Origin of the sequence: Bradyrhizobium sp. STM 3562, from assembly GCF_045571435.1 — a bacterium.
Taxonomy (GTDB): Bacteria; Pseudomonadota; Alphaproteobacteria; order Rhizobiales; family Xanthobacteraceae; genus Bradyrhizobium.
In genome coordinates, this window is record NZ_CP120694.1 from 3,074,035 (window position 1) to 3,099,984 (window position 25,950).

Sequence of the window (25,950 nt, forward strand, 5' to 3'; positions counted from 1 at the left end):
GACGAAAAGGACATCCGCGCGATGCGTGCTGCGCGTCGAACGTCGTGAGGTCCAAGCGCGAAAATAAAAACGCCCCGGACGCGGCCGGGGCGTTTCGCATGGCTCAGGTTCGGGGCCTTAGGAACCTTTCTCGTTCACCTCGGCATAGCCGCCCTTGTCGTCCCATTTGTACACGACATAGTCGAGCTGCTTGATGTCGCCCTTGGAGTCGTATTCCAGCTTGCCGATCACGGTGTCCCAGGAGCCGGCCTTGATCGTGTCCATCACCTTTTTCGGATCGGTGGTGCCGGCCTTGGCAGCGGCCTGCGACCACACCTGCACGGCCGCATAGGTGTAGAGCGTGTAGCCTTCGGGATCGATGTTCTTGGCCTTGAATTTTTCGACGATCGCCGCCGCGGTCGGCTTCTTGCGCGGGTCGGGGCCGAAGGTGAACAGCGTGCCCTCAGCGGCGGGCCCGGTGATCGAGGCGTATTCCTTGTCGGCCATTGCATCGCCCGCCATCAGGATGGTCTTCAAGCCCTGGTCACGCATCTGGCGCAGGATCAGGCCTGCCTCCTGATGATAGCCTCCGACATAGACGAGATCGATGTTCTCGGCCTTCAGCCGCGAGACGATGGCGTTAAAGTCCTTGTCGCCCTTGGTGTAGGATTCGTAGAGCTTTTCGGTGACGCCGGCCTTGTTGAGCGCCTTCTTGGTCTCGTCGGCAAGACCTTTGCCATAGGTCGTCTTGTCGTTGAGGATCGCGATGTTCTTGCCCTTGAAATTCTTGGCGATGTAGTTGCCGGCGACCTGGCCTTGCTGATCATCGCGGCCGCAGACGCGGGCCACATTCCACAGCTTGCGTTCGGTGAAGGTGGGATTCGTCGAGGCCGGCGTGATCTGCAGGACGTTGTTTTCCGCATAGGCCTCCGAGGCCGGGATCGACGAGGACGAGCAGTAGTGGCCGACGACAAACGGAATTCGCGCGCTGCCGATCTTTTCCGCAACCGACCGCGCCTGCTTGGGATCGCAGGCGTCGTCCTCGACGTCGAGCGCGAGCTTCTTGCCGAGCACGCCACCTGCCGCGTTGAGGTCCGCCACGGCCATGTCGGCGCCGTTCCTCAACTGGCGGCCGAACGCGGATTCGCCGCCGGTCATCGGTCCCGCCACGGCGATGGTGAGGTCTTGCGCAAATGCTGCGCTCGATAGCGCCAGCGATGCGCCAAATGCCAGGCCGATGAGCTTCATTGATGTCATGAGGGTCCTCACGGTGATCGCTTCTGTTTTTAAGTCCCGGCCGAGGCCGGCTTGGAAGATCGCAGGCCATTGTCGGCCGATTTTGCCGCGAAGTCATCGGCAATTTTCAGGCAAGATGGGTCGCCGCTTCGCAGCATCTTGCCGCAGCCTCGGCATGATCGTCCTGGCGAAAGGAGAAATCGCAGCGGGCTTGCTACCCCCGCCGCCCACCTTCGAGATAGGCCGCGCGGATCTCGGGGCGCTGCAGCAGCTCGGCGCCGGTTCCGGCGAGCGTGATCAGGCCGTTGACCATGACGTAGCCGCGGTGGGCGAGCTTGAGCGCATGATTGGCGTTCTGCTCGACGATCAGCACGGTCAGTCCGTCCTGCCGGTTCAGCGCGCGAATTGCGTCGAAAATCTGCCGCGCGATCAGCGGCGCGAGCCCGAGCGAGGGCTCATCCAGCAACAGCAGGCGGGGGCGGCTCATCAGTGCCCGCCCGATCGCAAGCATCTGCTGCTCGCCGCCGGAGAGCGTGCCGCCGCGCTGGGTCATGCGCTCCTTCAGCCGCGGGAAGAGCGAGAACACCCGCGTCAACGCGCCTTCGCGCTCGGCCTCGTTCGAATAGGTGACATCGGCACCCATCTGCAGGTTTTCCGCAACGCTCATGCGCGGAAAGATCCGCCGGCCCTCGGGCGATTGCGCAATGCGCAGCCGCGCGATTTCATGGGTCGGCACCTCGGTGATGTCGCGGCCATCGAACAGAATTTGACCGGCGCGGGCGCGCGGCCGGCCGAAGATGCTCATCATCAAGGTCGACTTGCCGGCGCCGTTGGCGCCGATCAGCGCCACGATTTCGCCGGCATTGATCTCGAGATCGACGCCCTTCAGCGCCTCGATCTTGCCGTAGGCGGCGCGCAGGCCGCGGATCGCGAGCAGGGGCGGGCTCACGCGTCGCTCTCCATCACGGCGATGGCTTCCTGCTCGTCGGCGCCCAGATAGGCCGCGATCACGCGCGGGTCGTCGCGCACCGTTTGCGGCGCGCCTTCCGCGATCTTCACGCCGTAGTCCATCACCACGACGTGGTCGGAAATCTCCATCACCACGCTCATGTCGTGCTCGATCAGGAGAATGGAGGTGCCGTGATCGGCGCGGATGGCGAGCAGCAGCTCGCTCAAGGCGGCGCTCTCGCGCGCGTTCAGCCCGGCCGCCGGTTCGTCGAGGCAGAGCAGGGCGGGCTCCGTGCACATCGCGCGCGCGATTTCGAGCCGGCGCTGGTCGCCATAAGCGAGGTTGCCCGCGGCATCGTCGGCGCGATCGATCAGCCCGACGCGCTTGAGCCAAAAGGTGGCACGTTCGATAGCGCGCCTCTCGGCAGTGCGCCAGGACGGCGCGCCGAACAGGCCGAGAAAGGTGAAGCCCGAGGCCAGCATCAGCGCGTTGTGCTGGGCGACCATCAGATTTTCCAGCGCGGTCATGCCCGGGAACAAGCGGATGTTCTGGAAGGTGCGTGCGACCTTTGCCTGCTTGGAGATGCGAAAATCGTTCAGCCGCTCCAGCGCGACCTCGCGGCCGTTGTCGTGCGAGAGCCGCATGGTGCCGCCGGTCGGCTTGTAGAAGCCGGTGATGCAGTTGAATACGGTGGTCTTGCCCGCACCGTTGGGGCCGATCAGCGCGGTGATCCTGCGCCGCCCCGCATCGAAGGAAAGTTCGTTGACGGCGACGATGCCGCCGAAGCGCATGCTGAGGCGGTCGACGGTGAGGATGCTGTCGGTGTCGCTCATCCGTGCCCCTCCTTGACGAGATCGGAGGAGATGGCTTCCGCCCGCTTCAGATAGACCGTGGGCGCGCGGTGGCCGATCAGCCCGCGCGGGCGCCAGATCATCAGGAGCACCATGGCGATGCCGAACACCAGCATGCGGTATTGCTCGAGCCCGCGGAACAGCTCGAAGCCGCCGATCAGCGCGAGCGCGGCGAGCGCGACGCCAAGTTGCGAGCCCATGCCGCCGAGCACGACGATCGCGAGCACCAGTGCCGATTCCTGGAAGGTGAAGGATTCCGGGCTGATGAAGCCTTGACGGGTGGCGAAGAAGGCGCCGGCGAAGCCGCCGAACAGCGCGCCGGTCGCGAAGGCCGTCAACTTGGTCGTGGTGGTATTGATGCCGAGCGCGCGGCAGGCGACCTCGTCCTCGCGCAGCGCTTCCCAGGCGCGACCGATCGGCAGCCGCCGAAGGCGAATGGTCACCCAGTTGGTGATGAGCGCGAGCGCCAGGATCACGTAGAACAGGAAGACGATGCGGTGGGTCGGATCGAATTCGATGCCAAGCCTTGCCGCCAGCCCGTCCTCGGCAGGGCTCAACGGAATGCCGAACAGGGTCGGGCGGGGAATGCCGGAGATGCCGTTCGGGCCACCGGTGAGACTCTGCCAGTTGACGATGACGAGCCGGATGATCTCGCCGAAGGCAAGGGTCACGATGGCAAGATAATCGCCGCGCAGCCGCAGGACCGGAAAGCCCAGCATTACACCCCAGAGCGAGGCGAGGATCCCGGCGAGCGGCAGGCAGATCCAGAACGACAGGCCGAAGGTGGTTGCGAGCAGCGCGTAGGAATAGGCGCCGACGGCGTAGAAGGCGACGTAGCCGAGATCGAGCAGGCCGGCGAGCCCGACCACGACATTCAACCCCCAGCCGAGCATCACATAGGTGAGCACGAGGATGGCGAGATCGAGTATGTAGCGCTGCTGATAGAAAATCACCGGCACCAGGAGGGTGAAGATCAGCAGCGCCGGCGCGATCAGGCGTCCGGCAACAGCCAGGCCGTTTTGCACGGAAGGCGGGATCAGATTGGCGGTGGCAGCAGGGCCCAACCATTGCCGCACCAGCTCGACGATGATGCTGCCGATGAAGACCGCGCCGACCAGGCTTGCGAGCTCGCCGAACCGCGTCCAGTAGATCAATTGCCCGGTTGGCCCGGCTTCGGTGCGGATGCCGATCATCAGCGAGAACAGCACCAGCGCCACGAAGGCGCTGAGCAGGGCTTTCTTGAGAATGAACGCGGCGCGGTGCGCGCGCGCCGGCTTATGGTCGGTCCTAGGTGCTGTCACGCGGCCGCCCGACACTAGACTTTTTCGACTTCGGGCCGGCCCAAAAGGCCGGTCGGCATGAAAATCAGGACCACGATCAGGATCGAGAACGCCGCGACGTCCTTGTACTCGACCGAGAAATAAGCCGACCACAGCGTCTCGATCAGCCCAATCGCGAGCCCACCGAGCATCGCTCCCGGCAGCGAGCCGATGCCGCCGAGCACGGCCGCGGTGAACGCCTTGATGCCTGCGACAAATCCCATGTAGAAATCCACCAGGCCGTAATAGAGCAGGTACATCATGCCGGCCACGGCTGCCAGCGCGGCACCAATGACGAAGGTCATCGAGATGGTGCGGTCGACATCGACGCCAAGCAGCGCCGCCATGGTCTGGTCCTGCTCGCAGGCGCGCATGTCGCGCCCGAGCCTGGTCCGCGCCACCAGCCAGGTGAAGAGGGCGAGCAGCACCACGGTGGTGATCACCACCACGATCTGCACGTTTGAGAGCTGGACGATAAAGCCGCTTGCGCCCTTGTGCAGCGTGTAGCCGCCGGTGATGATCGGCGGCACCGGTTTGACGCGCGCGCCTTGGGCGACTTGCGAGAAGTTGGAAAGCACGAAGGACATGCCGATGGCCGAGAGCATCGGCGCCAGGCGGAAGGAATGGCGCAGCGGACGGTAGGCGATACGCTCGACCGTCCAGCCATAAAGGGCGGTGATTGCCATCGCGACCAAAAGCACGATCAGCAGGATCACGGGCACCGCGGTGAGCCCGAACGAGACCAGCACGAGAAACGAGATCAGGGCGATGAAGCCGCCGATCATGAAGATGTCGCCATGGGCGAAATTGATCATGCCGACGATGCCGTAGACCATGGTGTAGCCGATCGCGATCAGGCCGTAGATCGAGCCGAGCACCAGACCGTTGATGAGCTGTTGGGCGAAATAATCCATGACTGCCGCTTAACGGGACCTCTTTCGGCTCTGATCAGGTCGGGACCGGAGAAAAGTCCCAGGTTCGTGCAGGACCGACGCGGCGAGGGCCCCGGGCAGCCTTGAGCGACGCGTCTTGGAGCGTTTTTCTAACAGCGGGAACAGGGAGCGGCAACTGTACCAAAAGGCGAAGAGCACCCTTCTACAGGATTGTTTTTGCTGCCGGTTCCCTGCTTGGGGTTCCCTGGCCATGAAGTGGACAAATTGGCGACATGGGAGGCACGCGGCCCATTCCCCGCACAAGGCGGCCGCGCGAGGATAGGTCGGCAGCTTGTCTGAGGCGAGGACGCATCGGTATCTCGCCACCCGGCCCGTTAAGGTAAACAAAGGGTTTAAATTGCCGCCCCGACTTTGGACGCGTTAGCTGCCTCGCAAACCACGGGCCCTGCAAAGGCGCCGCTGACGAAGCGGGAAGGCGAGATGTCCACGAATTGGCGGATCAGTTCTTTCAATGGCGCGCTGCTCGCGGCCTATTTCATTCCGACCTGGGCCATTGTCGCGTTCAGGATCATCGAGGCGCCGGTCCGTGGCCTGTTCGAGCGGCCGGACGTGGCAGCGGCGTTCTTCCTCGGCGATCATCTGCAGTGGGGTGCGGCGGGGCTCGTGCGCGCGGCGTGGCTGCTCGCGCTCGGGCGGCTGACGGTGGTTGCGTTCTTCGCGTTGTTTCTGGTCCTGCTTTGCCGGCCGCGAATCCGCCTGTCTGGCGGCTGCGACGAGGCGCTGGGGCTCGCGCTCGGCATTGGCAGCGTGATCAGCTTTGCGCTGATGCTGATGGCCTCGAAGGTCGGCGAGGTTGAGGCGCTGCGGCTGCACGCCACCGAGCTTCTGATGCTGCTGGGTACCGCGATCGTGCTCGCGGTCGAAGGACGCCCGGCGGCCACGCCGGCCGCCGCGGGCGTTCCGGCCGAGCCGCTACCGCTTGAGCAGCCCCAGCTCCTCAATAATGGCTGAGGCCTCTTTCACGGCGTGATTGGCGGCCGGGACGCCGCAATAGATCGCCTGCTGCAGCAGAATTTCCTTGATGTCGTCGGGCGTGAATCCGCCTTCGGCGAGGGCGGCGCGCACATGCAGGCGGAACTCGTCCCATTGGCCCAGCGCGACCATGGTGCCGATCACCAGCACGCGCCGTGTCCGTTCGTCGAAATGCGGCCGGGTCCAGATCTCGCCCCAGGCATAGCGGGTGATCAGGTCCTGGAAATCGGTGTTGAAGGAATTGCGGTTCGCAATCGATTTGTCGACCCAGGCATTGCCCAGCACCTTGCGGCGCTGGCCCATGCCTTCATCGCGGCGTTGTTGGTCGTCCATTCTAGTCCTCCGTCATTCCGGGGCGCTCGCGAATAGCGCGCGAACGCCGGAATCTCGCGCCACAAATTCTGGATTCCGGGTTCGCTCGCTTTGCGAGCGCCCCGGAATGAGGGCGTGTGGTCAGCGTTGCGTCAAGAACCCGACCACCGCTTCGGTGAAAGCGTGCGGCTGTTCGACATTGGAGATGTGTGCCGCGTCCAAAATGGTGAGGCTCGCACCGGGAATCTGGCTGCGGATGTATTCGCCGGCCGCGACCGGAGTCGACAGGTCATGGCGGCCGGCGATCACCAGGGTCGGGCTCTTGATCTTGGGCAACAGCGCGCGCTGGTCGAGCGTGCTGAGCGCCTCGCAAGAGGCGATATAGCCCTCGACCGGCGAGGCGAGCAGCATCGCGTTCATGTTGGCGGTCACTTGCGGCTCGCGTTCGCGAAAATCCGCGGTCAGCCAGCCGGCGATCACGGTATCGGCGACAGCCGCAAGGCCGCCTTCCTTCACCGCCTTGATGCGGTTATGCCAGTTGGTCGGATCGGGATAGTAGCAGGTGGTGTTGGAGAGTACGATTCTATCCAGCCGCTCCGGCGCATTGGCGCCCAGCCACTGGCCAACCATGCCGCCCATCGACAGTCCGCACCAATGCACCTTGTCGATGTTGAGATCGTCCAGGATCGCCAGCACGTCGCGGCCGAATCGCTCCACAGAATACGGGCCGGGCGGCACGCTCGACTTGCCGTGGCCGCGGCGGTCGTAGCGGATGACGCGAAACACCTGAGTCAGCGCCTTCATCTGCGGTTCCCACATCTGCAAGGTCGTGCCCAGCGAGTTCGACAGCATCAAGGTCGGCCCGCTTTGGCGGCCCTCGACGGAGACATTGAGCAGGCAACCGTCGGCATCGATCATCGGCATGGGAAGCGTTCTCCAGCGTTATTCGTCAAGCGAAGCAAGCAGGCGGTCGATCAGGGCTTGCGAAGCGCCTTGATAGGCCATCGGCTCGAACAAGTGTGCTAATTTTTCTGCGCTGATTTGCGCTGTTATGTTGGAATCGGCAAGCAGGACATCGCGCAAATGTCTTTTCTCGCCGACCGCCTTTTTGCTTGCAGTCTCGATCAGATGATGTGCCTCGCTTTTGCCGATCTTTTCCGCGAGCGCCATGGCGACCGCTTCGGCCATGATCAATCCGCCGGTCTCGTCGAGATTGGCGCGCATGCGCGCGGCGTCGATCTCAAGTCCCTCGGCGATATCGACGATGGCGGCGAGCGCGCCCGAAGTCACCAGCAACAAGGTTGGCAGCGTCGGCCATTCGGCGTGCCAGGGCCCGGCGCTGCGCTCATGCTCCTGCACCTGGGCCGCAAGAATCGTTGCGGCGAGATTCGGCGCCATGGTGGATGCGGCGAGCGCGCTTGCGGCGGCGACCGGGTTGCGCTTGTGCGGCATGGTGGAAGAGCCGCCGCGGCCTTCCCCTGACGGCTCGAACGCCTCCGCGACATCGGTCTGCATCAACAAGGAAATGTCGCGCGCGATCTTGCCGCAGGTGCCGGACAGAATCGCAAGTACGGAAGCCGCTTCCGCGATACGGTCGCGATGGGTGTGCCAAGGCGCCTCCGGCAGCAGTAGCTTCAGCTCGATGGCCAATTGTTCGGCCACCGCAAGACCCTTGTCGCCGAGCGCAGCCAGCGTGCCGGCCGCGCCGCCGAATTGCAGCGCCAGCCCTTCCCGCCGCAGCCGCGTCAGTCGGAGCCGCGAGCGATGCAGCGCAGCGGCATACTCCGCGAGCTTCAGTCCGAGCGGCATCGGCAGCGCATGCTGGAGCCAGGTGCGCGCGACCATGGCCGTATCGCGATGGGCGCGCGCGAGCTTGGCAAAGCCGGCAATGGCGCGGTCGCAATCACTCACCAGCACCTCGACGGCGGCGCGCAGCGTCAGCATGGTCGCGGTGTCGATCACGTCCTGGCTGGTCGCGCCCCAATGCACGAAACGGGCGGCCTGTGCGTCAGCCTTCGCCACCTCGGCCGTGAGTGCCTTGACCAGGGGAATGGCAAGATTGCCGGAGCGGGTCGCGGCCTGCGCAAGCTGGGCGAAGTCGAACGATGCGGCGCTGCAGGCCGCACTGATCGGCGCGGCCGCGCTTTGAGGAATCACCCCGGCGGTCGCTTCGGCGCGCGCCAGCGCTGCTTCGAAGTCGAGCATGGCCTGCAGATATGCGACATCGTCGCAGACGGCGCGCATCGGGGCGCTCGACAACATCGGCGCCAGCAGGGGCGAAAGGGACGTACTCATGTTGGGCGCGACCTAACCACTAAAGCATGATCCGGAAAAGCCTGGACCGCGCGATGTGAGGTGGATACTGGTGCAGCCGCTCTGGCAAAGCCAAAGCGCATGCGCAAGGCTTTTTGCGGTTGCGAATATGCATCGCAAATCCTCGTCATGCACACTTTCCTTCTGTCGTCGCCTGCTTTACTTGGGAACGAGTGACCACAGTGATCCGGGGAGGCCCTCATGGCGATGACAATGAACGGGGAAGTCGAGCTTCCAGCTTCGCGCGAAGCGGTGTGGGCCAAGCTCAACGATCCCGAGGTGCTCAAGGCCTGCATTCCCGGCTGTGAGGAGCTGGAGAAGACCGACGAGCAAGGCTTTCGCGCGGTCGCGAAGATGAAGGTCGGGCCGGTGTCGGCGCGCTTCAAGGGCAAGGTCACTTTAAGCGATCTCGATCCGCCCAATGGCTACAAGATCTCGGGCGAAGGCGAGGGCGGGGTGGCCGGCTTCGCGAAGGGCGGCGCGACGGTGAAGCTGGCCGACAAGGACGGCGGTACGCTCCTGAGCTACGACGTCGAAGCCCAGATCGGCGGCAAGCTCGCCCAGCTCGGGCAGCGCCTGATCAACGGTGCGGCGAAAAAATTGGCGGACGAGTTTTTTGCGAATTTTGCCAAGGCCGTACAGGGTTAGTCCGATCCGATGAGGTAACAGGTGAGGTTGCCCATGACCGTGTTGACCCATATGATGGGTTTTGAACGATTTTAAGACGACGCTGCCGTGCAATGCGGCAGCGGTAGCTGCGGCCTGCCGCGGCGGCGACAACAGAGAGTGCTGATGGCCAAAATTTCCCTGATCGTGAACGGCAACCCCGTAACCGCCAATGTCGACCCGCGTACGCTGCTCGTGCAATTCCTGCGCGAGAATCTGCGGCTGACCGGCACCCATGTCGGCTGCGACACCTCGCAATGCGGTGCCTGCGTCGTGCATCTCGACGGCAGGGCGGTGAAGTCCTGCACCACGCTCGCGGTGATGGCCGACGGCCATGAGGTGAAGACGATCGAAGGGCTCGCGCCGGATGGCGGGCCGCTGCATCCGATGCAAGAGGCTTTCCGCGAGCACCACGGCCTGCAATGCGGCTTCTGCACACCGGGCATGATCATGACCGCGGTCGACATCGTGCATCGCAAGGGCCACGAGCTCTCCGAAGATGTCATTCGCGAGGAGCTCGAAGGCAATCTCTGCCGCTGCACCGGCTACCAGAACATCGTCGCCTCGATCGCCGCCGGCGCCAAGGCGATGGCGAAATCCGATCTCGCATAACAATCACTTTCCGCTTCGCGGGGCATAACATCCCATGTACGAATTCAAATATCATCGTCCCGGCACCGTGCGGCAGGCGGCCAATCTGCTCGCCAAGAACGAGGATGCCAAGGTGATCGCCGGCGGCCACACGCTGGTGCCTGTCATGAAGCAGCGACTTGCGAACCCGCCGCATCTGGTCGATCTCTCCCATATCGAAGGTCTCAACGGCATCGAGATGAAGGGCCGTTCGCTGGTGATCGGCGCAACTGCGACCCATTTCGACGTCGCCACTTCGCCCACTGTCGGCGAGGCGATTCCCTCGCTTGCCGAGCTCGCCGGCATGATCGGCGATCCCGCGGTGCGCCATCGCGGCACGATCGGCGGTTCGCTCGCCAACAATGACCCCACCGCCGATTATCCCGCGGCGGTGATGGCGCTGGGCGCGACCATCGTCACCAACAAGCGGCGGTTAAAGCCGGAGGATTTTTTCCAGGGCCTGTTCTCGACCGCCCTGGAGCCGGACGAGATCATCACCAGGGTGATGTTCCCGCTGCCCAAAAAAGCAGCCTATGTGAAATTCCGCAACCAGGCCTCGCGGTACGCGCTGGTCGGTGTCTTCGTCGCCCGGCGTCCGTCGGATGTGCGGGTTGCGGTGACCGGTGCCGGGTCCAACGGCGTGTTCCGCGTCGCCGCTTTCGAGGAGGCCTTGAAGAAGCGCTTCTCGCCAAAAGTGCTGGAAGGTTTGAATGTGCCGGCGGAAGGACTAAATAGCGATATACACGGCAGCGCAGAGTACCGCGCGCATTTGATCGGGGTGCTGACACGCCGGGCGGTCGAGGCTGCGAACGCGACTGCCAAAGAGTGACACCCGGCCCTCACGGCCCATCAACACTGGCTCATTCATGACGGCATCGGCAATTCCTGCATCCGTCGATGCGATGCTCGACCTCTTGGGAACGCGCGGCTACTTCGCCGAGCGTTCGCTCGCCACCGTGGCTTTCCTTTCGCTCCGCATGGGCCGGCCGCTGTTTCTGGAAGGCGAGGCCGGCGTCGGCAAGACCGAGATCGCGAAAGTTTTATCGGCCGCGTTGGGGCGGAAGCTGATCCGCCTGCAATGCTATGAAGGTCTGGACGTCGCTTCCGCCGTCTACGAATGGAACACAGCCGCGCAGATGATCGCGATCCGACTGGCGGAGGCCGCCGGCGAGACCGATCGCGAGCAGTTGGGCGCGGACATTTTCGCCGATCGCTATCTGATCAAGCGGCCGCTGCTGCAGGCGCTGGAGCCTGACGTTGCGGGGGCGCCGGTGCTGTTGATCGACGAACTCGACCGCGCGGACGAGGCGTTCGAGGCGTATCTGTTGGAAATCCTTTCGGACTTCCAGGTGACGATCCCCGAATTCGGTACCGTGAAGGCGCCGCATCCGCCGATCGTGATCATCACCTCGAACCGCACCCGCGAAATCCATGACGCGCTCAAGCGGCGCTGCCTCTATCACTGGGTGGACTATCCGTCCGCCGAGCGGGAGCTCGCGATCGTCAAGTCGCGCCTGCCGGGCATCTCCGCAAAGCTCTCCCAGCAGGTGGTGCGCTTCGTACAGGCGCTGCGCGAGCAGGATTTCTACAAGTCGCCGGGTGTGGCCGAGACCATCGATTGGGCCACCGCGCTCACCGAGCTCGATGCGCGCTCGCTCACCCCGCAAGTGGTCGGCGATACCTTGGGCGCGCTTCTGAAATACCAGGACGACATCGCGCGGATGCAGGGCGATGCCCTGCAGAAGGTGGTGAAGGAAGCAACGAGCGAGAGTTAGCGTCGCCGTTGCCGCGAACTCGCTTCACCTCTCCCCGCTAGGGAGAGGTGAAGACCAGGTTGGACGCTCAAGATGCCCATCGATCATCTCTCACCGCCGACCGGCCAGATCGCCGACAATGTCGTCGGCTTCGCGCGCGCGTTGCGCGCGGCCGGCATTCCGGTCGGGCCCGGTGCCGTGATCGATGCCATGAATGCGCTGCAGCTCATCGACATCGGCAGCCGCGCCGACGTGTTCGCGACGCTGGAGGCGATCTTCGTCAAGCGCCATGAGCATGCGCTGATCTTTGCCCAGGCTTTCGACCTGTTCTTCCGCGCCGCCGAAGACTGGAAGCACATGCTGGATTCGGTGCCGCTGCCCGATCATGCCCAAAAGAAGCCTCCGCCGGCCTCGCGCCGCGTACAGGAGGCGCTGGCGCAGCCCTCGATGCGCGAGGAGCCGCAGGTCCAGGAACAGGATCTGAAGCTTTCAGTCTCCGACAAGGAAGTGCTGCAGAAGAAGGACTTTGCGCAGATGACCGCGGCCGAGATCGCGCAGGCGATGCGCGCCGTGGACCAGATGCGCCTGCCCCAGGCCGAGCTGCAGACGCGCCGTTACCAGGTCGACCCGCGCGGGCTCAAGCTCGACATGCGCCGCACGGTGCGCCGCAGCTTGCGCACCGGCGGCGACATCGTCGACATCCAGCGGCTGGGCCGGATCGAGAAGCCGGCGCCGATCGTCGCGCTGCTCGATATCTCGGGTTCGATGAGCGAATATACCCGCCTGTTCCTGCATTTTCTGCATGCCATCACCGATGCCCGCAAGCGGGTCTCGGTGTTCCTGTTCGGCACGCGGCTCACCAATGTGACCCGGTCCTTGCGCGAGCGCGATCCGGACGAGGCGCTGGCGAGCTGCTCCGCGGCGGTCGAGGACTGGGCCGGGGGGACAAGGATCGCGACCTCGCTTCACACCTTCAACAAATTGTGGGCACGCCGGGTGCTCTCCCAGGGCGCCATCGTGCTCCTGATTTCCGACGGGTTGGAGCGCGAGGCCGATGCCAAGCTTGCCTTCGAGATGGACCGGCTGCACCGCTCCTGCCGCCGGCTGATCTGGCTCAACCCCCTGTTGCGCTTTTCCGGCTTCGAGGCCAAGGCGCAGGGCATCAAAATGATGCTGCCCCACGTTGACGAATTCCGCCCGGTGCATAATTTGAGCTCGATCGAGGCTTTGATCAAAGCCTTGTCGTCCCCGGTGCCGCCGCATCACCGCAGCCTGATCCGTTCCGCAGCCTGATGGAGGTTTTCATGCTCAACCGCGACGAGGATATCCTGAAGGCGGCCGAGGACTGGCAGAAGGCCGGCCACGGCGTTGCGCTCGCAACCGTGGTGGAGACCTGGGGCTCGGCGCCGCGTCCTGCCGGCTCGAGCCTCGTGATCAATGACGACGGCACGTTTTTGGGATCCGTGTCCGGTGGCTGTGTCGAGGGCGCGGTGGTCACCGAGGCGCTCGACGTCATCGCCTCGGGCCAGCCGAGGATGCTGGAGTTCGGCGTGGCCGATGAGACCGCCTGGAATGTCGGCCTGTCCTGCGGCGGCACCATCCGCGTCTTTGTCGAGAAAGTGGGGTAGGCCGTGAAGCTTGCGACCCTTCATGAGCTCAATGCCGAGCGCGCCGCGCGGCGGCCGGTGATCATTGTGACCGACGTCGGGAGTGGCGAGCAGCGACTGGTCAAGGCCAAGGATTTTGCCCGCGATCCCCTCGGGGCTGAGCTTGCAAAGCAGCTTCGCATGGGCAAGAGCGGCATGATCGAGGCCGGCGGCAGGAAGCTGTTCCTCAATGTCTATGCTCCGACCGCAAAACTCGTCATTGTCGGCGCGGTCCATATCAGCCAGGCCTTGGCGCCGCTGGCGCGCTCGCTGGACTATGACGTGACCGTAGTCGATCCGCGCACGGCCTTTGCCAGCCCCGAGCGCTTTCCCGACGTGCCGCTGATCGCGGAGTGGCCCGACGTGGCGCTGCCGCCGCTCAACATCGATCCCTACACCGCCTTCGTGGCGCTGACGCACGATCCCAAGATCGATGACCCGGCGCTGCTGCACGCCTTCAAGTGCGACTGCTTCTACATCGGCGCGCTCGGCTCGCGCAAAACCCACGCCAAGCGCGCTGAGCGTCTGCGTGCATTGGGCGCCAACGAGACGGATATTGCGCGCATTCACGCGCCCATCGGCCTGCCGATCGGCGCGGTCTCGCCGTCGGAGATCGCGGTTGCGATCATGGCCGAGATCACCGCGGAGTTGCGCCTGCCGCCAAAGGAAAAAGAACAAGCCGCATGAAATTCGGGCCTGCCAGTCCAAGGGATGCGGTTGGCGGGGTGACGGTTCACACCCTGCGCCAAGGCGCGCTGCTGCTGAAAAAGGGCACCACGATTGGCGCCGCCGAAGTCGAGGCGCTGGAAAAAGCCGGTGTGAAGGAAATCGTGGTGGTGCGGCTGGAGCCGGGCGACGTCTCCGAGGACGAGGCCGCATCCGCGATCGCGAATGCCGTCACCGGCGAGGGCGTCAATGTCGAGCGCGCCTTCACCGGCCGCGCCAATTTGTTCGCCGCGCGCCCGGGCGTGCTGGTCATCGACCGGGCCGCGGTCGACCGCATCAACGGCATCGATGAAGCGATCACCTTTGCGACCTTGCCGGCATTCAAGCCGGTGGTCGAAGGCGAGATGATCGCGACCGTCAAGATCATTCCGTTCGGGGTCGAGGCGAAGTTGCGCGACGCGGCGGTGAGCGCCGCCGGCGCCGGTGCCCTGCGGATCGCTCCTTACGTCATCAAGCGCGTCGGCGTGGTCTCGACCCTGCTGCCGGGACTGGCGCCGAAGGTGATCGAGAAGACGCTGCGCGTCACCGCCGAACGGCTGGCGCCAGCGGGTGCGACCATCATCGCCGAGCGCCGCGTGCCGCATGATGAGGCGGCGCTCGCCCCCGCCATCAAGGACATGCTGGCGCAAGGGGCCGAGCTCGTGATCGTGTTCGGCGCGTCCGCAATCGCCGACCGGCGCGACGTGATCCCGGCAGCGATCACCGACATTGGCGGCGCCGTCGAGCATTTCGGCATGCCCGTCGATCCAGGCAATCTGCTCCTGGTCGGCAGCGCCGATGGCGTGCCGGTATTGGGCGCGCCGGGCTGCGCCCGCTCGCCGGTCGAAAACGGCTTTGACTGGGTGCTGATGCGCCTGCTCGCCGGCCTGAAGGTCTCGCGCACCGAAATCATGGGGCTCGGCGTCGGCGGTCTGCTCATGGAAATCGTCACCCGCCCGCAGCCGCGCGCCAAATCCGAGACCGAAGGCAACCGCAACGTGGTGGCGATCGTGCTGGCGGCGGGACGCTCGACCCGGATGGGCGGTCCGAACAAGCTGCTGGCCGAACTTTCCGGCAAGAAGCTGGTGCGGATCGCGACCGAGCAGGCGCTCGCGTCCAAGGCCTCCGAAGTGATCGTGGTCACCGGCCATCAGGCCGAGCTGGTCGAGCAGGCGCTGGCCGGGCTGAAGGTGAAGTTCGTACGAAATGCGGATTTCGCCGGCGGGCTTGCCGGCTCGGTCAAGGCCGGCATTGCCGCCGTGCCGGATAAAGCCGACGGCGCGCTGGTCTGCCTTGGCGACATGCCGCTGATCGATGCCAAGCTGATCGACCGGCTGATCGAGGCGTTCGATCCGGATCGCGGCAATTTGATCGTGGTGCCGGCAGCGGATGGCCGGCGTGGCAACCCTGTGCTGTGGTCACGGCGCTTCTTCGGCGAGCTGTTGACGCTCGATGGCGATGTCGGCGCGCGGCATCTGATCGCAAAGCATGCCGAAGCCGTCGCCGAGGTGCCGGTCGAGGGCGACAGCGCCTTCCTCGACATCGACACGCCGCAGGCGCTGGAAGCGGCAAGGCGCGGATAGAGCGTTTCACGTTTTGATGGAAGCGTATCCGGCGTTTTCGAAGTAGTTGCTGCATTCGTTGGGCTGGATGGTTGTGACGAGGCTGCCGATATGGCGGCAAATCTCGTCGATGGTGCGCTTTTGGGCGGTGCGCATCCAATGCTTGATCTTGGCGAAGGTCTGTTCGATCGGATTGAGGTCCGGCGAGTATGGCGGCAGATACCAGAGCCTTGCGCCGGCGGCTTTGATCAGGCGGCGCAGGGCCGCCGACTTGTGGCTGCCGAGATTGTCCATGATGACGATGTCGCCGGGCCGGAGCTGGGGGACGAGAAGCTGCTGAACATAGGCACGGAAACATTCGCCGTTGATTGGGCCGTCGAACAAGCACGGTGCGGTGAGGCGGTCGCAGCGCAAGGCGCCGACAAAAGTCAGGGTGCGCCAGTGGCCATGTGGCGTGAAGCTCCGCACCCGCGCGCCTTTTGGCCCCCATCCGCGCAATGGGGCCATGTTGGTCTTGATCCAGGTCTCGTCGATAAAGACCAGGCGCCGAGGGTCGAGCTTGGCCTGCCATGAGCGCCAGCGCTGGCGTCTACGTGCGACGTCGGAGCGAGCCCGCTCGAGGGCGAGCAGCGTTTTTTTGAACCGCAGCCCTTCGCGGCGCAGAAACAGCCAAACTGCATTGTGGGAGACCTTAACCCCTCGCGCGGCGAGTTCGTCCTTCAAGGCATGCAGCGTCACATGCGGCGTCTGGCTAATCCGTTCCCTGATGAAGGCGCGATGCGGTTCAAGCACCGGCTTACGGTGGCCGCCTATCTTGCCAGGCGCTACCGAGCCGGTCTGGCGATGACGCTGCGACCACTTCACCACGGACGACACCGCAACGCCAAACCTCGCTGCGACCGAACGACAGCTCTCACCCTTCGCAACCGCCGCAACAACACGCTTACGCAGGTCATTGGAAATTGGTCGAACCATCGGATGCTGGCCTCCAGTCCCAGCCAGCATCTTGAATCACATTCGCCCCAAAACCGGAATCCCTCCCGATTCAATTAAGCTGTGAACCGCTCCTCTAGCCGTGAATTTGTGGGGTGGGCAAAGGCGCGGAAGCGCTTCGCGCTGCCCACTCTACCAAAGTCAATTTCAACTTCCCGTTCACCAAGTGGAAACGACCGCTCCGTAAATTTCGCGGCGCTGAAGGGGTTGGGGAGGGGGTCGTGCTCTCGTTCACGGTTGCGCGCGCGCATGTTGCTGCGCGGTTGCTGGCGCTCGCAGTATTGGCAATTCCGACGCCGCTATTGGCAGCGGGCGCATTTGCCATGGGCCAATGCGGCGCTTATGGCCAGGCCTACGACTATGCCGGCGAAGACGCTGCGCGCGCCGCGGCGCTCAAGCAATGCCAGGGCAATTGCGTCGCGGTCACCATGAAGCACGCCTGCGCCGCCTTTTCCATCGATATGAGCAACCCATGTGGCCCGCATGGCTACGCGGTGCGCCCGCAGATCTCGAGCTCGCTAAACGAAGCGACGCGCGAATGCTATAAATACGGCGGCAAGCAATGCGTGATCCGCGCCTGGGCGTGTGACGGGCGAGGCTGATTTCTTGGAATGTCATTCCGGGGCGGTGCGTAAGCATCGAACCCGGAAATCTCGAGATTCCGGTCTGCGCTTCGCGCATTCCAGAATGACGGTACTACTAATCTAGCGCAATTGACGTCGCTCAACATCGCCGCGATCGCAGCCGCTAGCTTGCTCCCTCGCAATCAAGGAGCAAACAATATGGCAACGACAATGAAAGCCGCAGTCGTGCGGGCCTTCGGCAAGCCGCTTGTGATCGAGGACGTGCCGGTTCCGGTCCCTGGGTCGGGCGAGGTCCTGGTCAAGGTCAAGGCTTGCGGCGTCTGTCACACCGATTTGCACGCGGCGTCCGGCGACTGGCCGGTGAAGCCGGTGCCGCCCTTCATTCCGGGCCATGAGGCGGCCGGCACGGTTGCGGCGCTGGGGCCCGGTGTCACCAATCTGAAGGTCGGCGATGCCGTCGGGGTGGCCTGGCTGCACGACGCCTGCATGGCTTGCGAATATTGCGAGACCGGGTGGGAGACGCTGTGCGAGCATCAGCACAACACCGGCTACAGCGTGAACGGCGGCTTTGCAGAATATGTCATCGCATCCGCGCCGTTTGCCGCGCGTCTGCCTGCCAACGTGGACTTTGCAGGCGTAGCGCCGATTCTCTGCGCCGGCGTGACCACCTACAAGGGATTGAAAGAGACGGAAGCACGGCCCGGCGAATGGGTCGTGATCTCCGGCGTCGGTGGCCTCGGTCACATCGCCGTCCAATATGCCAAGGCGATGGGCCTGAAGGTGGTCGGCGTCGATATCGCCGAAGACAAGCTTGCGCTGGCAAAGGAGGCTGGCGCCGATCACGCCGTCAATGCGCTCTCCAATGACGCGGTGGAGAGCGTGTTGCAGGCGACCGGCGGCGGGGCGCATGGCGTGCTGGTGACGGCGGTATCGACGCCCGCATTCGCACAGGCGCTGCGCATGGTCCGACGCAAGGGGACGGTGAGCCTGGTCGGCCTGCCTCCGGGCGAATTTCCGACGCCAATTTTCGACGTGGTGCTCAAGCGCATCACGGTGCGCGGCTCGATCGTCGGCACGCGGCGCGACCTCAACGAGTCCATCGCCTTTGCCGCCGACGGCAAGGTGAAGGCCGAGATCACCAAAGCGCCGCTGTCCGACATCAATGCGATCTTCGACCGCATGAAGGCCGGCAAGATCGACGGCCGCATGGTGCTGGAGTTCGACTGAAGGGGGTGTCCAGCCGCAGGCCGCGTGGGCGACTGGTCCGCGGCTCGCTTAAGAGCGAAGGCGGAAGGCGACGCGCGGGCGGGTCCCGCATGTCGCCCTTCGCTTATGCGGGCTACGGATCGGGGCTCATCTTGGGCGGCAGGAGTAATCACCGATCGGTTGGTCAAATACGTTGACATTGACTGACTGGTCAGTCATATTTGAACCATGTCGGACAGACCACGAAAACCAGCAGCGAGTAGGGCGCCTCGCGCCCGCACAGGAATCGCAGCCCCATCGCGGGCAGCGCCGGCAAGCCGTGCCGAGCGTGCGGCCGAACGGCGGGCGGCCATCGTGGACGCTGCACTGGATGAGTTCATCGCGCGCGGCTTCACCGCGACCCGGCTTGACGACGTTGCGAGGCGCGCCGGGGTGGCAAAAGGCACGATCTACCTGCACTTCAAGGACAAGGAGACGCTGTTCGAGGAGCTGGTGCGCACCGCGATCGTCCCGCTGGTGGGGCGGCTCGCCACGCTGCCGCCGCCGGCCGGCTCGGTCCGCGACGCGCTGGAAGCATTTGCAAAGACTTTCATCCAGGAGGTCGCTAGCACGCGACGGGGCGACATCATCCGGCTGATCCTGGCCGAGGGGCCGCGCTTTCCCGCCATCGCCGATTTCTACTACCGCGAGGTGATCTCGCGCGGGCTCGGGGCCATGCGCGCGCTGATCGCGCTCGGCATCAAGCGGGGGGAGATCCGCGAGGCCGCGCTCGCGGATTTCCCGCAGATCGTGGTGGCACCCGCCATCATCGCGGTGATCTGGAAGAGTCTGTTCGACCGCCACGCCCCGCTCGACGCCCACGCGCTGCTGCGCGTCCATCTCGATCTCATTTTCGGCGAACGGAGTGCGCCATGAACGGCCGGACCATGATACGCGCGGTGGCGGCGCTCGCATTGCTCGTCGCGCTCGCCGGCTGCAACGACAATCGAGATCCCGGTTTCCAGGGCTGGGTCGAGGCCGACATGATCTTTGTCAGCCCCGATGAATTCGGACGGGTGACGAAGCTCAACGTTCGCGAGGGCGAGGAGGTCAAGGCCGGCGATCCGCTTTACACCGTCGATGACGATCTGCAGCAGGCAGATCTCAACCAGAACAACGCGACGCTGGCGAATGCGAAGCAGACCTATGATCGCGCGCTCGCGCTCTCCAAGACCGGCGCCGGCACGCAGGCGACGCTGGACGCCGCCGTCTCCGCGCTGCGGGTGGCAGAAGCGCATGTGATAACCTCGCAGACGCGTCTGGCCCGGCGCAAGGGTTTCGCACCGGTCGCCGGCACCGTGCAGCAGATCTATTTCCGCGAGGGCGAAATGGTGCCCGCGCAGCGGCCGGTGCTGTCGATCATGCCGCCAGGCAACATGAAGATCCGCTTCTTCGTCTCCGAAACCGAGCTGCCGAAGCTTGCCATTGGCGACCAGGTGCGGGTCACCTGCGACAATTGCGCCGCCGATCTCACCGCGCGCATCTATTTCATCGCGACCTCGGCGGAATACACCCCGCCGGTGATCTACAGCCTCGATGAGCGCCACAAGCTGGTCTACCTGATCCAGGCGCGACCTTCGCGGCCCGATGCGCTGCGCGTCGGCCAGCCGATCAGCGTCTATCTCAACCCCAAGACGCCCGTGGCGGAGCAGCGATGAATGGCGTGCCGTCATCCCCGATCGCGATTGAGGTCAGGGGCCTGACCAAATCGTTCGGTGGCCGGGAGGTCGTGCATGACCTCTCGATGCAGGTGAGGCGCGGCTCGATCTACGGCTTTCTCGGTCCCAATGGCTCCGGCAAGACGACGACCATCCGGATGCTCTGCGGCCTGCTGACGCCTGATAGTGGCGAGGGCACCTGCTTAGGGTTCGACATCCGCCGCGACGCCGAGAAGATCAAGCGCCGGGTCGGCTATATGACGCAGCGCTTTTCGCTCTATCAAGACCTGTCGGTGCGGGAGAACCTGGAATTCGTGGCGCGACTCTATGGTGTGCCGGACCCGCGCGGCGCCGCGCGCGAGATGATCAGGCGGCTCGGGCTCACGGGACGCGACGGACAGCTCGCGGGCGAGCTCTCCGGCGGCTGGAAGCAGCGGCTGGCGCTCGGGGCCTGCACGCTGCCCAATCCGCAGCTCTTGCTGCTGGACGAGCCGACCGCCGGCGTCGACCCCAAGGCGAGGCGCGATTTCTGGAATGAGATCCACGCGCTGGCGGCGGAGGGGCTGACCGTGCTGGTCTCGACCCACTACATGGACGAAGCCGAACGCTGTCATGAAATCGCGTATATCGCCTATGGCCATCTGCTCACGCATGGCACGGTGGAGCAGGTGATCGCGAAATCAGCGCTCACCACCTACACTGTGACCGGGGACGATCTGAATGGTCTTTCCGGGGCGCTCGCGGGTCAACCCGGCGTCGACATGGTTGCGCCGTTCGGCAATTCGCTGCACGTCTCCGGGCGCGACAAGGCTGCGCTGGAAACGACGATCGCACCCTGGCGCGAGAAGGAGGGACTGCATTGGCAGTTCTCCGCGCCGTCTCTGGAAGACGTGTTCATCGAGCTCATGAACCGCTCCAAGGATAATTTCCAATAAGGATAATTTCCAATGAGCGCCGTCGACACATCCGCGCCTGCCGCCGAAATCCGCGAGCCGTCCTTCGGCCTCTGGCGGCGCGCTTACGCCATGGTGCTGAAGGAGTTCATCCAGCTCCGTCGCGACCGGGTGTCGTTCGCGATGATCGTGATGATCCCGGTGATGCAGCTCTTGCTGTTCGGTTATGCCATCAACACCACGCCGCACAATCTGCCGACCGCGGTGCTGCTGCAGGAAGACACCGATCTCGGCCGCTCCATCCTGAAGGCGCTGGAAAACACAGCTTATTTCCGCTTCGTCCGCGAAGTGCACGATGTCGACGAGTTCGATAACCTGCTCAAATCCGGCAAGGTGCTGTTCGGCGTCGAAATTCCGCGCGGCTTCGAGCGCGCGGTGCGGCGTGGCGACAAGCCGGCGCTTCTCGTGGCGGCCGATGCAACCGATCCGGTGGCCGCAAGCTCGGCGCTGTCCTCGCTCAGTGTGCTCGTGCAGACCGCGCTCGAGCACGACCTCTTCATCGGCGATCCGCCCTCGCTGCCCTTCGAGATCCGGGCGCATGCCCGCTACAATCCGGCCGCATCCTCGCGGCTGAACATCGTGCCCGGCCTGGTCGGCACCATCCTCACCATGACGATGCTGATCTTCACCGCGCTGTCGGTGACACGCGAGATCGAGCGCGGCACCATGGAGAGCCTTCTTTCGATGCCGATCAAGCCGGTGGAGGTGATGTTCGGCAAGATCATCCCTTACGTGATCGTCGGCTTTCTGCAGGCCGCGATCATCGTCTCCATCGGCATCTTCCTGTTCGGCGTGCCCGTCTTCGGCAGCCTGCTCCTGCTGGCGCTGCTCTCGACGCTCTTCATCACCACCAATCTTGCGATCGGCTACACCTTCTCGACACTGGCGCAGAACCAGTTGCAGGCGATGCAGCTATCGATCATGTTCTTCCTGCCCTCGATCCTGTTGTCCGGTTTCATGTTTCCCTTCCTGGGCATGCCGGTGTGGGCGCAATATGTCGGCGAATGCCTGCCGCTCACGCATTATCTGCGCATCGTCCGCGCGATCATGCTGAAGGGCTCGACGCTGCAAAACCTGCAGTATGATACGCTCGCGCTGTTCGCCCTGATGCTGGTCGCCATGACCATCGCCGTGACGCGCTTCCGCCGCACGCTGGATTGAGGCAGTATCTCTCTCGTCATTCCGGGGCGATGCGACAGCATCGAACCCAGAATCTCGAGATTCCGGGTTCGCGCTAACGCGCGCCCCGGAATGACGGGGCATCATATGACCGCAATAGCTGATTTTTGGCATGGGCTAGTTGGCAGCGCTCGTTCGGTGGTCTCGGCCGACTTCGAGCACGCGCTGATGCGCGAGGTGATGGCGTCCGAGCTGCTCCGCGTCAAGGCGCTGATCATCACCGCCGCGATCCTCGTGATCGTGATCGGGACCACCTATTACTTCGAGGAGGCCGCGATCGAGCGTCTCTGGCGGGGCGGAATGCGGCCGGTTTACGTCTATGAAATTCTCCTGCCGCTCATCCTGTTCGAACTGTTTGCCTATACCGCGATCCGGCGGCACATGAACAAGGATCGCGATCTGCCGGTCTATCGACGCTATCTCGGCGCGCTGATCGAAACCTCCATGCCCACCATTGCGCTGATGCTGCACATCCAGAATATGGGCACGATCGAGGCGCTCGGCTTCGTTGCGCCACTCGCCTATTGCATCTTCATCGTGCTGTCGACGCTGCGGCTGGATTTCTGGCTGTCGGCGTTCACCGGGCTTGTCGCGGCGGTCGAGATGTTCTGTGTCGCGGTCTTCTTTCATCCGACCGTCGCCTCCGATCCCGTGCCGGATCTCTACTATCATGGAGCTCGCAGCATACTCGTTCTGATTCTCGGCGTGCTCGCCGGGGCCGTCGGGCTGCAGCTCAGGCGCAGTTTTGCCGCGAGCATTCGCGCCGCAACCGCGCGCGATCGCATCACCGACTTGTTCGGCCAGCATGTTTCGCCGCAAGTGGTCGAACGGCTGATGGCAGAGGGCGCGAGCACCCAAAGCGATATCCGCCGGGTTGCCGTGATGTTCGTCGATTTCCGCAGCTTTACCGCGTCTGCGCGCTCACGCTCGCCGCAGGAGGTGGTCGAGCGCCTGGACGGCGCCTTTGCCGTGCTGGTGGACGTGCTCGATCGTCACGGCGGCATCGTGAACAAGTTTCTGGGCGACGGATTTCTGGCCTTGTTCGGCGCGCCGCTCGATGCGGCCGACGCGGCGCACCGGGCCGTCGCCGCGGCCCGCGACATGCTGGCTGCGATGGAGCACATCAATGCAGGCTCCGACTGGAAGCTGCGGATCGGCATCGGCATCCATTTCGGCGAGGTGGTCGCCGGCAATATCGGCTCGCCGCGGCGCAAGGAATATACCGTGATCGGCGACACCGTGAATTTCGCCTCGCGCCTGGAGGCGTTGAACAAGGATTTCGGCTCCCAGCTCCTGATCTCCGCCGCAGTGCGCGAGGCGCTGGGCGCGGACTGCGGGGATGCGGTGCCGTTGGGCGAGGTCCCGATCCGCGGCTACGAGCAACCCATGACCGTCTGGCAACTAGGATAGGAGGACAGGCCCCAGTGGACCGGCTTGACGCGTCTTCATATAGTCATCTATATGACTATATGAGCATGCTCGACCAGCGCCTGCCGCGATATCAGAGGCTAAGGGACGACCTTGCGACCCGGATCAATCGCCGGGAATTGCGTCCCGGCGATTTGATCCCCTCGGAAGCTGAGCTTGCCGCGCAGCACGGCGTTGCCGTCGGCACCGTCCGCAAGGCGATCGATCAGCTCGTCGCCGATGGCGTCCTGGAGCGGCAGCAGGGCCGCGGCACCTTCGTCCGTCGCGCCCGCTTCAATTCCTCGCTGTTTCGCTTCTTCCGCTTTCAGTCCGAAAGCGGCGAGCGCCGCATTCCGCAAAGCCGCATCCTGCGGCGCGACGTCGTCGCCGCGCCGCCCGCGGTGGCATCTGCCTTGCGTATTGCGATCGGAGAGTCCGTGATCAGCCTGTCGCGCCTACGGCTGATCGATGGCGAACCGTTGCTGGCGGAGGAAATCTGGCTGGAGAGATCGCGCTTCGAAGCGGTGCTGGACATTCCACCTGAGGATTTCGGCGACTTGCTCTATCCGCTCTATGAGGAGCGCTGCGGGCAGGTCGTGGTCTCCGCGGACGAAAACTTAAGCGTCGAAATTGCGACCGACATGCAGGCGCAGCTCTTGCGTCTGGAGAAGGGCGCGCCGCTGATCGTCATCGAGCGCCTCGCCTTCGATCTCGAACGCAGCCCAATCGAATGGCGCCGCTCGCGCGGGCCCGCGAAGCGGTTTCGCTATCACGTCGAAATCCGCTGAGCTCGAACGTTCACAACGACAACAACACGGCAGCGAGGAAACAAATGGTCAACTGGTACAGCGAGAGCACGCCGCTGGAGCGGAGGACGTTCTGGGCGAGTTTTGGCGGCTGGGCGCTGGATGCACTCGATGTGCAGATGTTCTCGCTCGCGATTCCCGCCCTGATCGCATCATTCGGCATCAACAAGGCGGAAGCGGGACTGCTGGGCTCGATCACGCTGTTCTTTGGCGCGATCGGTGGCTGGGTCGGCGGCGCGCTGGGCGATCGTTTCGGTCGGGTGAAGGCGCTGCAGATCACGATCGCGACCTTTGCGCTTGCGACCTTCGCCTCGGCTTTCGCAATGAGCTACGGTCAGCTTGTGGTCCTCAAGGCGGTCCAGGGACTGGGGTTCGGCGCGGAATGGGCCTGCGGCGCGGTGCTGATGGCCGAGATCATTCGTCCCGAACATCGTGGCAAGGCTTTGGGCGCCGTGCAGAGCGCCTGGGCAGTCGGCTGGGGCGCCGCGGTTGTACTCTCGGCACTCGTCTTTACTTACGCGCCGGCCGAGACCGGCTGGCGGATTCTGTTCGCGCTCGGGCTATTGCCGGCGTTGTTGATCCTGTTCATTCGCCGCGGACTGAAGGAGCCGGGGCGGCTCGACAAGAGTGAGGCGCGGCCCGCGCTGCTGGCGACGCTGTCGGGGATTTTTCACGCAGATGTGCTGCGTTCGACCTTGATCGGCGGTTTGTTCGGCATTGGCGCCCATGGTGGTTACGCGGCATTGACGACCTTCCTGCCGACTTACTTGCGCGAGGTGCGGCATCTCTCCGTGCTCGGCTCCAGCGCCTATCTTGCGGTGATCATCGTCGCCTTCTTCTGCGGCTGTGTCGCCAGCGGCATCTTGAGCGACCGGTTCGGACGGCGCGCCAATGTCACCTTTTTCGCGGCCGCGTGTATCGCGACCGTGCTCGCCTATATCTTCGCGCCGCTGTCGAACGCGGAAATGCTCGTGCTCGGTTTTCCGCTCGGCTTCTTCTCGGCAGGCATTCCCGCCAGCATGGCCGCGCTGTTCAGCGAACTCTATCCGGCCGGCGTGCGCGGCACCGGCGTCGGCTTCTGCTACAATTTCGGCCGCGTTGTCTCCGCCGCGTTTCCGTTCCTCGTTGGCTTTCTCGCCGATCGGATCGGGCTTGGCCCCGCGATCGGCATCGACGCAGCCTTTGCCTATTCGCTTGTGTTGCTCGCGGTGCTGATGCTGCCGGAGACGCGCGGAAAAGTGTTCGAAAAAGAAGCCGTGGCCACGCGCGCCTAACTCA

The 25,950-nt window shown here is 64.3% G+C and carries 27 protein-coding genes; 18 read left to right on the plus strand and 9 right to left on the minus strand.

What is annotated here, in order from left to right:
* Positions 1-117: 117 nt before the first annotated feature.
* The 5 genes from P6U23_RS14075 to P6U23_RS14095 all read right to left on the minus strand — a co-directional run bounded on the left by P6U23_RS14075 (position 118) and on the right by P6U23_RS14095 (position 5,248).
* On the minus strand, positions 118-1,236 hold the full coding sequence (locus P6U23_RS14075; RefSeq protein ID WP_407180339.1) for a branched-chain amino acid ABC transporter substrate-binding protein: 1,119 nt from the start codon (positions 1,234-1,236) through the stop codon (positions 118-120).
* A gap of 193 nt (positions 1,237-1,429) precedes the next feature.
* A complete protein-coding gene (locus P6U23_RS14080) occupies positions 1,430-2,164 on the minus strand; it encodes an ABC transporter ATP-binding protein (protein WP_407180340.1) in 735 nt (244 codons plus the stop codon).
* Entirely contained in the window at positions 2,161-2,997 is an 837-nt protein-coding gene (locus P6U23_RS14085) for an ABC transporter ATP-binding protein (protein WP_407180341.1), read from the minus strand. The genes P6U23_RS14080 and P6U23_RS14085 overlap by 4 nt, the downstream gene beginning before the upstream one ends.
* Positions 2,994-4,316 carry a high-affinity branched-chain amino acid ABC transporter permease LivM gene (gene livM / locus P6U23_RS14090; RefSeq protein ID WP_407180342.1) on the minus strand — a complete coding sequence of 441 codons (1,323 nt, stop codon included), beginning with the start codon at positions 4,314-4,316 and terminating at the stop codon, positions 2,994-2,996. The genes P6U23_RS14085 and livM overlap by 4 nt, the downstream gene beginning before the upstream one ends.
* A gap of 14 nt (positions 4,317-4,330) precedes the next feature.
* The gene (locus P6U23_RS14095) at positions 4,331-5,248 is read right to left on the minus strand and encodes an ABC transporter permease subunit (protein ID WP_407180343.1); all 918 of its coding nucleotides are present in this window, start codon (positions 5,246-5,248) and stop codon (positions 4,331-4,333) included.
* 459 nt (positions 5,249-5,707) lie between these two features.
* On the opposite strand from P6U23_RS14095, the gene P6U23_RS14100 reads away from it, so the two are divergent.
* Positions 5,708-6,238 (plus strand): hypothetical protein, encoded by a 531-nt coding sequence (locus P6U23_RS14100; RefSeq protein WP_407180344.1) that lies wholly within the window; start codon positions 5,708-5,710, stop codon positions 6,236-6,238.
* On the opposite strand, the gene P6U23_RS14105 is transcribed toward P6U23_RS14100, so the two are convergent.
* The 3 genes from P6U23_RS14105 to P6U23_RS14115 all read right to left on the minus strand — a co-directional run bounded on the left by P6U23_RS14105 (position 6,200) and on the right by P6U23_RS14115 (position 8,866).
* Positions 6,200-6,592, minus strand: a complete 393-nt coding sequence (locus tag P6U23_RS14105) for a carboxymuconolactone decarboxylase family protein (protein WP_407180345.1) — start codon at positions 6,590-6,592, stop codon at positions 6,200-6,202. The two genes, P6U23_RS14100 and P6U23_RS14105, sit on opposite strands and share 39 nt — an antisense overlap.
* 120 nt (positions 6,593-6,712) lie before the next feature.
* Positions 6,713-7,495 carry a 3-oxoadipate enol-lactonase gene (gene pcaD / locus P6U23_RS14110; RefSeq protein ID WP_407180346.1) on the minus strand — a complete coding sequence of 261 codons (783 nt, stop codon included), beginning with the start codon at positions 7,493-7,495 and terminating at the stop codon, positions 6,713-6,715.
* Positions 7,496-7,513: 18 nt separating this feature from the next.
* The gene (locus P6U23_RS14115) at positions 7,514-8,866 is read right to left on the minus strand and encodes a 3-carboxy-cis,cis-muconate cycloisomerase (protein WP_407180347.1); all 1,353 of its coding nucleotides are present in this window, start codon (positions 8,864-8,866) and stop codon (positions 7,514-7,516) included.
* 219 nt (positions 8,867-9,085) lie between these two features.
* Here P6U23_RS14115 and P6U23_RS14120 point away from each other — a divergent pair, with 219 nt between their 5' ends.
* The 8 genes from P6U23_RS14120 (at position 9,086) to P6U23_RS14155 (ending at position 15,868) form a co-directional block, all read left to right on the plus strand.
* On the plus strand, positions 9,086-9,532 hold the full coding sequence (locus P6U23_RS14120) for a CoxG family protein (protein WP_407180348.1): 447 nt from the start codon (positions 9,086-9,088) through the stop codon (positions 9,530-9,532).
* Between the two features lie 144 nt (positions 9,533-9,676).
* Entirely contained in the window at positions 9,677-10,162 is a 486-nt protein-coding gene (locus tag P6U23_RS14125; protein WP_024507101.1) for a (2Fe-2S)-binding protein, read from the plus strand.
* A 34-nt stretch (positions 10,163-10,196) separates the two neighbouring features.
* Complete coding sequence (locus tag P6U23_RS14130; RefSeq protein WP_407180349.1) at positions 10,197-11,009, plus strand: FAD binding domain-containing protein; 813 nt, start codon at positions 10,197-10,199, stop codon at positions 11,007-11,009.
* 37 nt (positions 11,010-11,046) lie between these two features.
* Positions 11,047-11,955 carry an AAA family ATPase gene (locus P6U23_RS14135; protein WP_407180350.1) on the plus strand — a complete coding sequence of 303 codons (909 nt, stop codon included), beginning with the start codon at positions 11,047-11,049 and terminating at the stop codon, positions 11,953-11,955.
* 72 nt (positions 11,956-12,027) lie between these two features.
* Positions 12,028-13,227 carry a vWA domain-containing protein gene (locus P6U23_RS14140; RefSeq protein WP_407180351.1) on the plus strand — a complete coding sequence of 400 codons (1,200 nt, stop codon included), beginning with the start codon at positions 12,028-12,030 and terminating at the stop codon, positions 13,225-13,227.
* Positions 13,228-13,238: 11 nt separating this feature from the next.
* The gene (locus tag P6U23_RS14145; RefSeq protein ID WP_407180352.1) at positions 13,239-13,562 is read left to right on the plus strand and encodes an XdhC family protein; all 324 of its coding nucleotides are present in this window, start codon (positions 13,239-13,241) and stop codon (positions 13,560-13,562) included.
* Positions 13,563-13,565: 3 nt separating this feature from the next.
* Positions 13,566-14,267, plus strand: a complete 702-nt coding sequence (locus P6U23_RS14150; RefSeq protein WP_407180353.1) for an XdhC family protein — start codon at positions 13,566-13,568, stop codon at positions 14,265-14,267.
* Positions 14,264-15,868, plus strand: coding sequence for an NTP transferase domain-containing protein (locus P6U23_RS14155; protein ID WP_407180354.1), 1,605 nt, complete (start codon positions 14,264-14,266; stop codon positions 15,866-15,868). Before P6U23_RS14150 ends, P6U23_RS14155 begins: the two co-directional genes overlap by 4 nt.
* 6 nt (positions 15,869-15,874) lie before the next feature.
* Here P6U23_RS14155 and P6U23_RS14160 read toward each other — a convergent pair whose 3' ends face one another.
* On the minus strand, positions 15,875-16,822 hold the full coding sequence (locus tag P6U23_RS14160; RefSeq protein WP_407180355.1) for an IS630 family transposase: 948 nt from the start codon (positions 16,820-16,822) through the stop codon (positions 15,875-15,877).
* Positions 16,823-17,103: 281 nt separating this feature from the next.
* On the opposite strand from P6U23_RS14160, the gene P6U23_RS14165 reads away from it, so the two are divergent.
* From P6U23_RS14165 to P6U23_RS14205, 9 genes are all read left to right on the plus strand, one after another.
* On the plus strand, positions 17,104-17,442 hold the full coding sequence (locus P6U23_RS14165) for a DUF4189 domain-containing protein (RefSeq protein WP_407181451.1): 339 nt from the start codon (positions 17,104-17,106) through the stop codon (positions 17,440-17,442).
* Between the two features lie 180 nt (positions 17,443-17,622).
* Positions 17,623-18,651: an alcohol dehydrogenase AdhP gene (gene adhP, locus P6U23_RS14170; RefSeq protein ID WP_407180356.1), complete on the plus strand. Its 1,029-nt coding sequence runs from the start codon at positions 17,623-17,625 to the stop codon at positions 18,649-18,651.
* Between the two features lie 207 nt (positions 18,652-18,858).
* Entirely contained in the window at positions 18,859-19,545 is a 687-nt protein-coding gene (locus P6U23_RS14175; RefSeq protein WP_407180357.1) for a TetR/AcrR family transcriptional regulator, read from the plus strand.
* Between the two features lie 11 nt (positions 19,546-19,556).
* On the plus strand, positions 19,557-20,327 hold the full coding sequence (locus P6U23_RS14180) for an HlyD family secretion protein (protein ID WP_407181452.1): 771 nt from the start codon (positions 19,557-19,559) through the stop codon (positions 20,325-20,327).
* On the plus strand, positions 20,324-21,262 hold the full coding sequence (locus P6U23_RS14185) for an ABC transporter ATP-binding protein (RefSeq protein WP_407180358.1): 939 nt from the start codon (positions 20,324-20,326) through the stop codon (positions 21,260-21,262). The genes P6U23_RS14180 and P6U23_RS14185 overlap by 4 nt, the downstream gene beginning before the upstream one ends.
* Before the next feature lie 12 nt (positions 21,263-21,274).
* Positions 21,275-22,441: an ABC transporter permease gene (locus P6U23_RS14190; protein WP_407180359.1), complete on the plus strand. Its 1,167-nt coding sequence runs from the start codon at positions 21,275-21,277 to the stop codon at positions 22,439-22,441.
* 105 nt (positions 22,442-22,546) lie between these two features.
* Entirely contained in the window at positions 22,547-23,869 is a 1,323-nt protein-coding gene (locus P6U23_RS14195) for an adenylate/guanylate cyclase domain-containing protein (RefSeq protein ID WP_407180360.1), read from the plus strand.
* 59 nt (positions 23,870-23,928) lie between these two features.
* A complete protein-coding gene (locus tag P6U23_RS14200; protein ID WP_407181453.1) occupies positions 23,929-24,654 on the plus strand; it encodes a GntR family transcriptional regulator in 726 nt (241 codons plus the stop codon).
* Positions 24,655-24,698: 44 nt separating this feature from the next.
* The gene (locus tag P6U23_RS14205; RefSeq protein ID WP_407180361.1) at positions 24,699-25,946 is read left to right on the plus strand and encodes an MFS transporter; all 1,248 of its coding nucleotides are present in this window, start codon (positions 24,699-24,701) and stop codon (positions 25,944-25,946) included.
* Positions 25,947-25,950 lie beyond the last annotated feature (4 nt).

Coding starts and splice junctions, on each gene's coding strand:
- P6U23_RS14075 (WP_407180339.1), bottom strand. CDS start 1,236: ATGACATCAATGAAGCTCATCGGCCTGGCATTTGGCGCATCGCTGGCG.
- P6U23_RS14085 (WP_407180341.1), bottom strand. CDS start 2,997: ATGAGCGACACCGACAGCATCCTCACCGTCGACCGCCTCAGCATGCGC.
- P6U23_RS14095 (WP_407180343.1), bottom strand. CDS start 5,248: ATGGATTATTTCGCCCAACAGCTCATCAACGGTCTGGTGCTCGGCTCG.
- P6U23_RS14100 (WP_407180344.1), top strand. CDS start 5,708: ATGTCCACGAATTGGCGGATCAGTTCTTTCAATGGCGCGCTGCTCGCG.
- P6U23_RS14105 (WP_407180345.1), bottom strand. CDS start 6,592: ATGGACGACCAACAACGCCGCGATGAAGGCATGGGCCAGCGCCGCAAG.
- pcaD (WP_407180346.1), bottom strand. CDS start 7,495: ATGCCGATGATCGATGCCGACGGTTGCCTGCTCAATGTCTCCGTCGAG.
- P6U23_RS14115 (WP_407180347.1), bottom strand. CDS start 8,866: ATGAGTACGTCCCTTTCGCCCCTGCTGGCGCCGATGTTGTCGAGCGCC.
- P6U23_RS14120 (WP_407180348.1), top strand. CDS start 9,086: ATGGCGATGACAATGAACGGGGAAGTCGAGCTTCCAGCTTCGCGCGAA.
- P6U23_RS14125 (WP_024507101.1), top strand. CDS start 9,677: ATGGCCAAAATTTCCCTGATCGTGAACGGCAACCCCGTAACCGCCAAT.
- P6U23_RS14130 (WP_407180349.1), top strand. CDS start 10,197: ATGTACGAATTCAAATATCATCGTCCCGGCACCGTGCGGCAGGCGGCC.
- P6U23_RS14135 (WP_407180350.1), top strand. CDS start 11,047: ATGACGGCATCGGCAATTCCTGCATCCGTCGATGCGATGCTCGACCTC.
- P6U23_RS14140 (WP_407180351.1), top strand. CDS start 12,028: ATGCCCATCGATCATCTCTCACCGCCGACCGGCCAGATCGCCGACAAT.
- P6U23_RS14145 (WP_407180352.1), top strand. CDS start 13,239: ATGCTCAACCGCGACGAGGATATCCTGAAGGCGGCCGAGGACTGGCAG.
- P6U23_RS14155 (WP_407180354.1), top strand. CDS start 14,264: ATGAAATTCGGGCCTGCCAGTCCAAGGGATGCGGTTGGCGGGGTGACG.
- P6U23_RS14160 (WP_407180355.1), bottom strand. CDS start 16,822: ATGGTTCGACCAATTTCCAATGACCTGCGTAAGCGTGTTGTTGCGGCG.
- adhP (WP_407180356.1), top strand. CDS start 17,623: ATGGCAACGACAATGAAAGCCGCAGTCGTGCGGGCCTTCGGCAAGCCG.
- P6U23_RS14175 (WP_407180357.1), top strand. CDS start 18,859: ATGTCGGACAGACCACGAAAACCAGCAGCGAGTAGGGCGCCTCGCGCC.
- P6U23_RS14180 (WP_407181452.1), top strand. CDS start 19,557: ATGATACGCGCGGTGGCGGCGCTCGCATTGCTCGTCGCGCTCGCCGGC.
- P6U23_RS14185 (WP_407180358.1), top strand. CDS start 20,324: ATGAATGGCGTGCCGTCATCCCCGATCGCGATTGAGGTCAGGGGCCTG.
- P6U23_RS14190 (WP_407180359.1), top strand. CDS start 21,275: ATGAGCGCCGTCGACACATCCGCGCCTGCCGCCGAAATCCGCGAGCCG.
- P6U23_RS14195 (WP_407180360.1), top strand. CDS start 22,547: ATGACCGCAATAGCTGATTTTTGGCATGGGCTAGTTGGCAGCGCTCGT.
- P6U23_RS14200 (WP_407181453.1), top strand. CDS start 23,929: ATGAGCATGCTCGACCAGCGCCTGCCGCGATATCAGAGGCTAAGGGAC.
- P6U23_RS14205 (WP_407180361.1), top strand. CDS start 24,699: ATGGTCAACTGGTACAGCGAGAGCACGCCGCTGGAGCGGAGGACGTTC.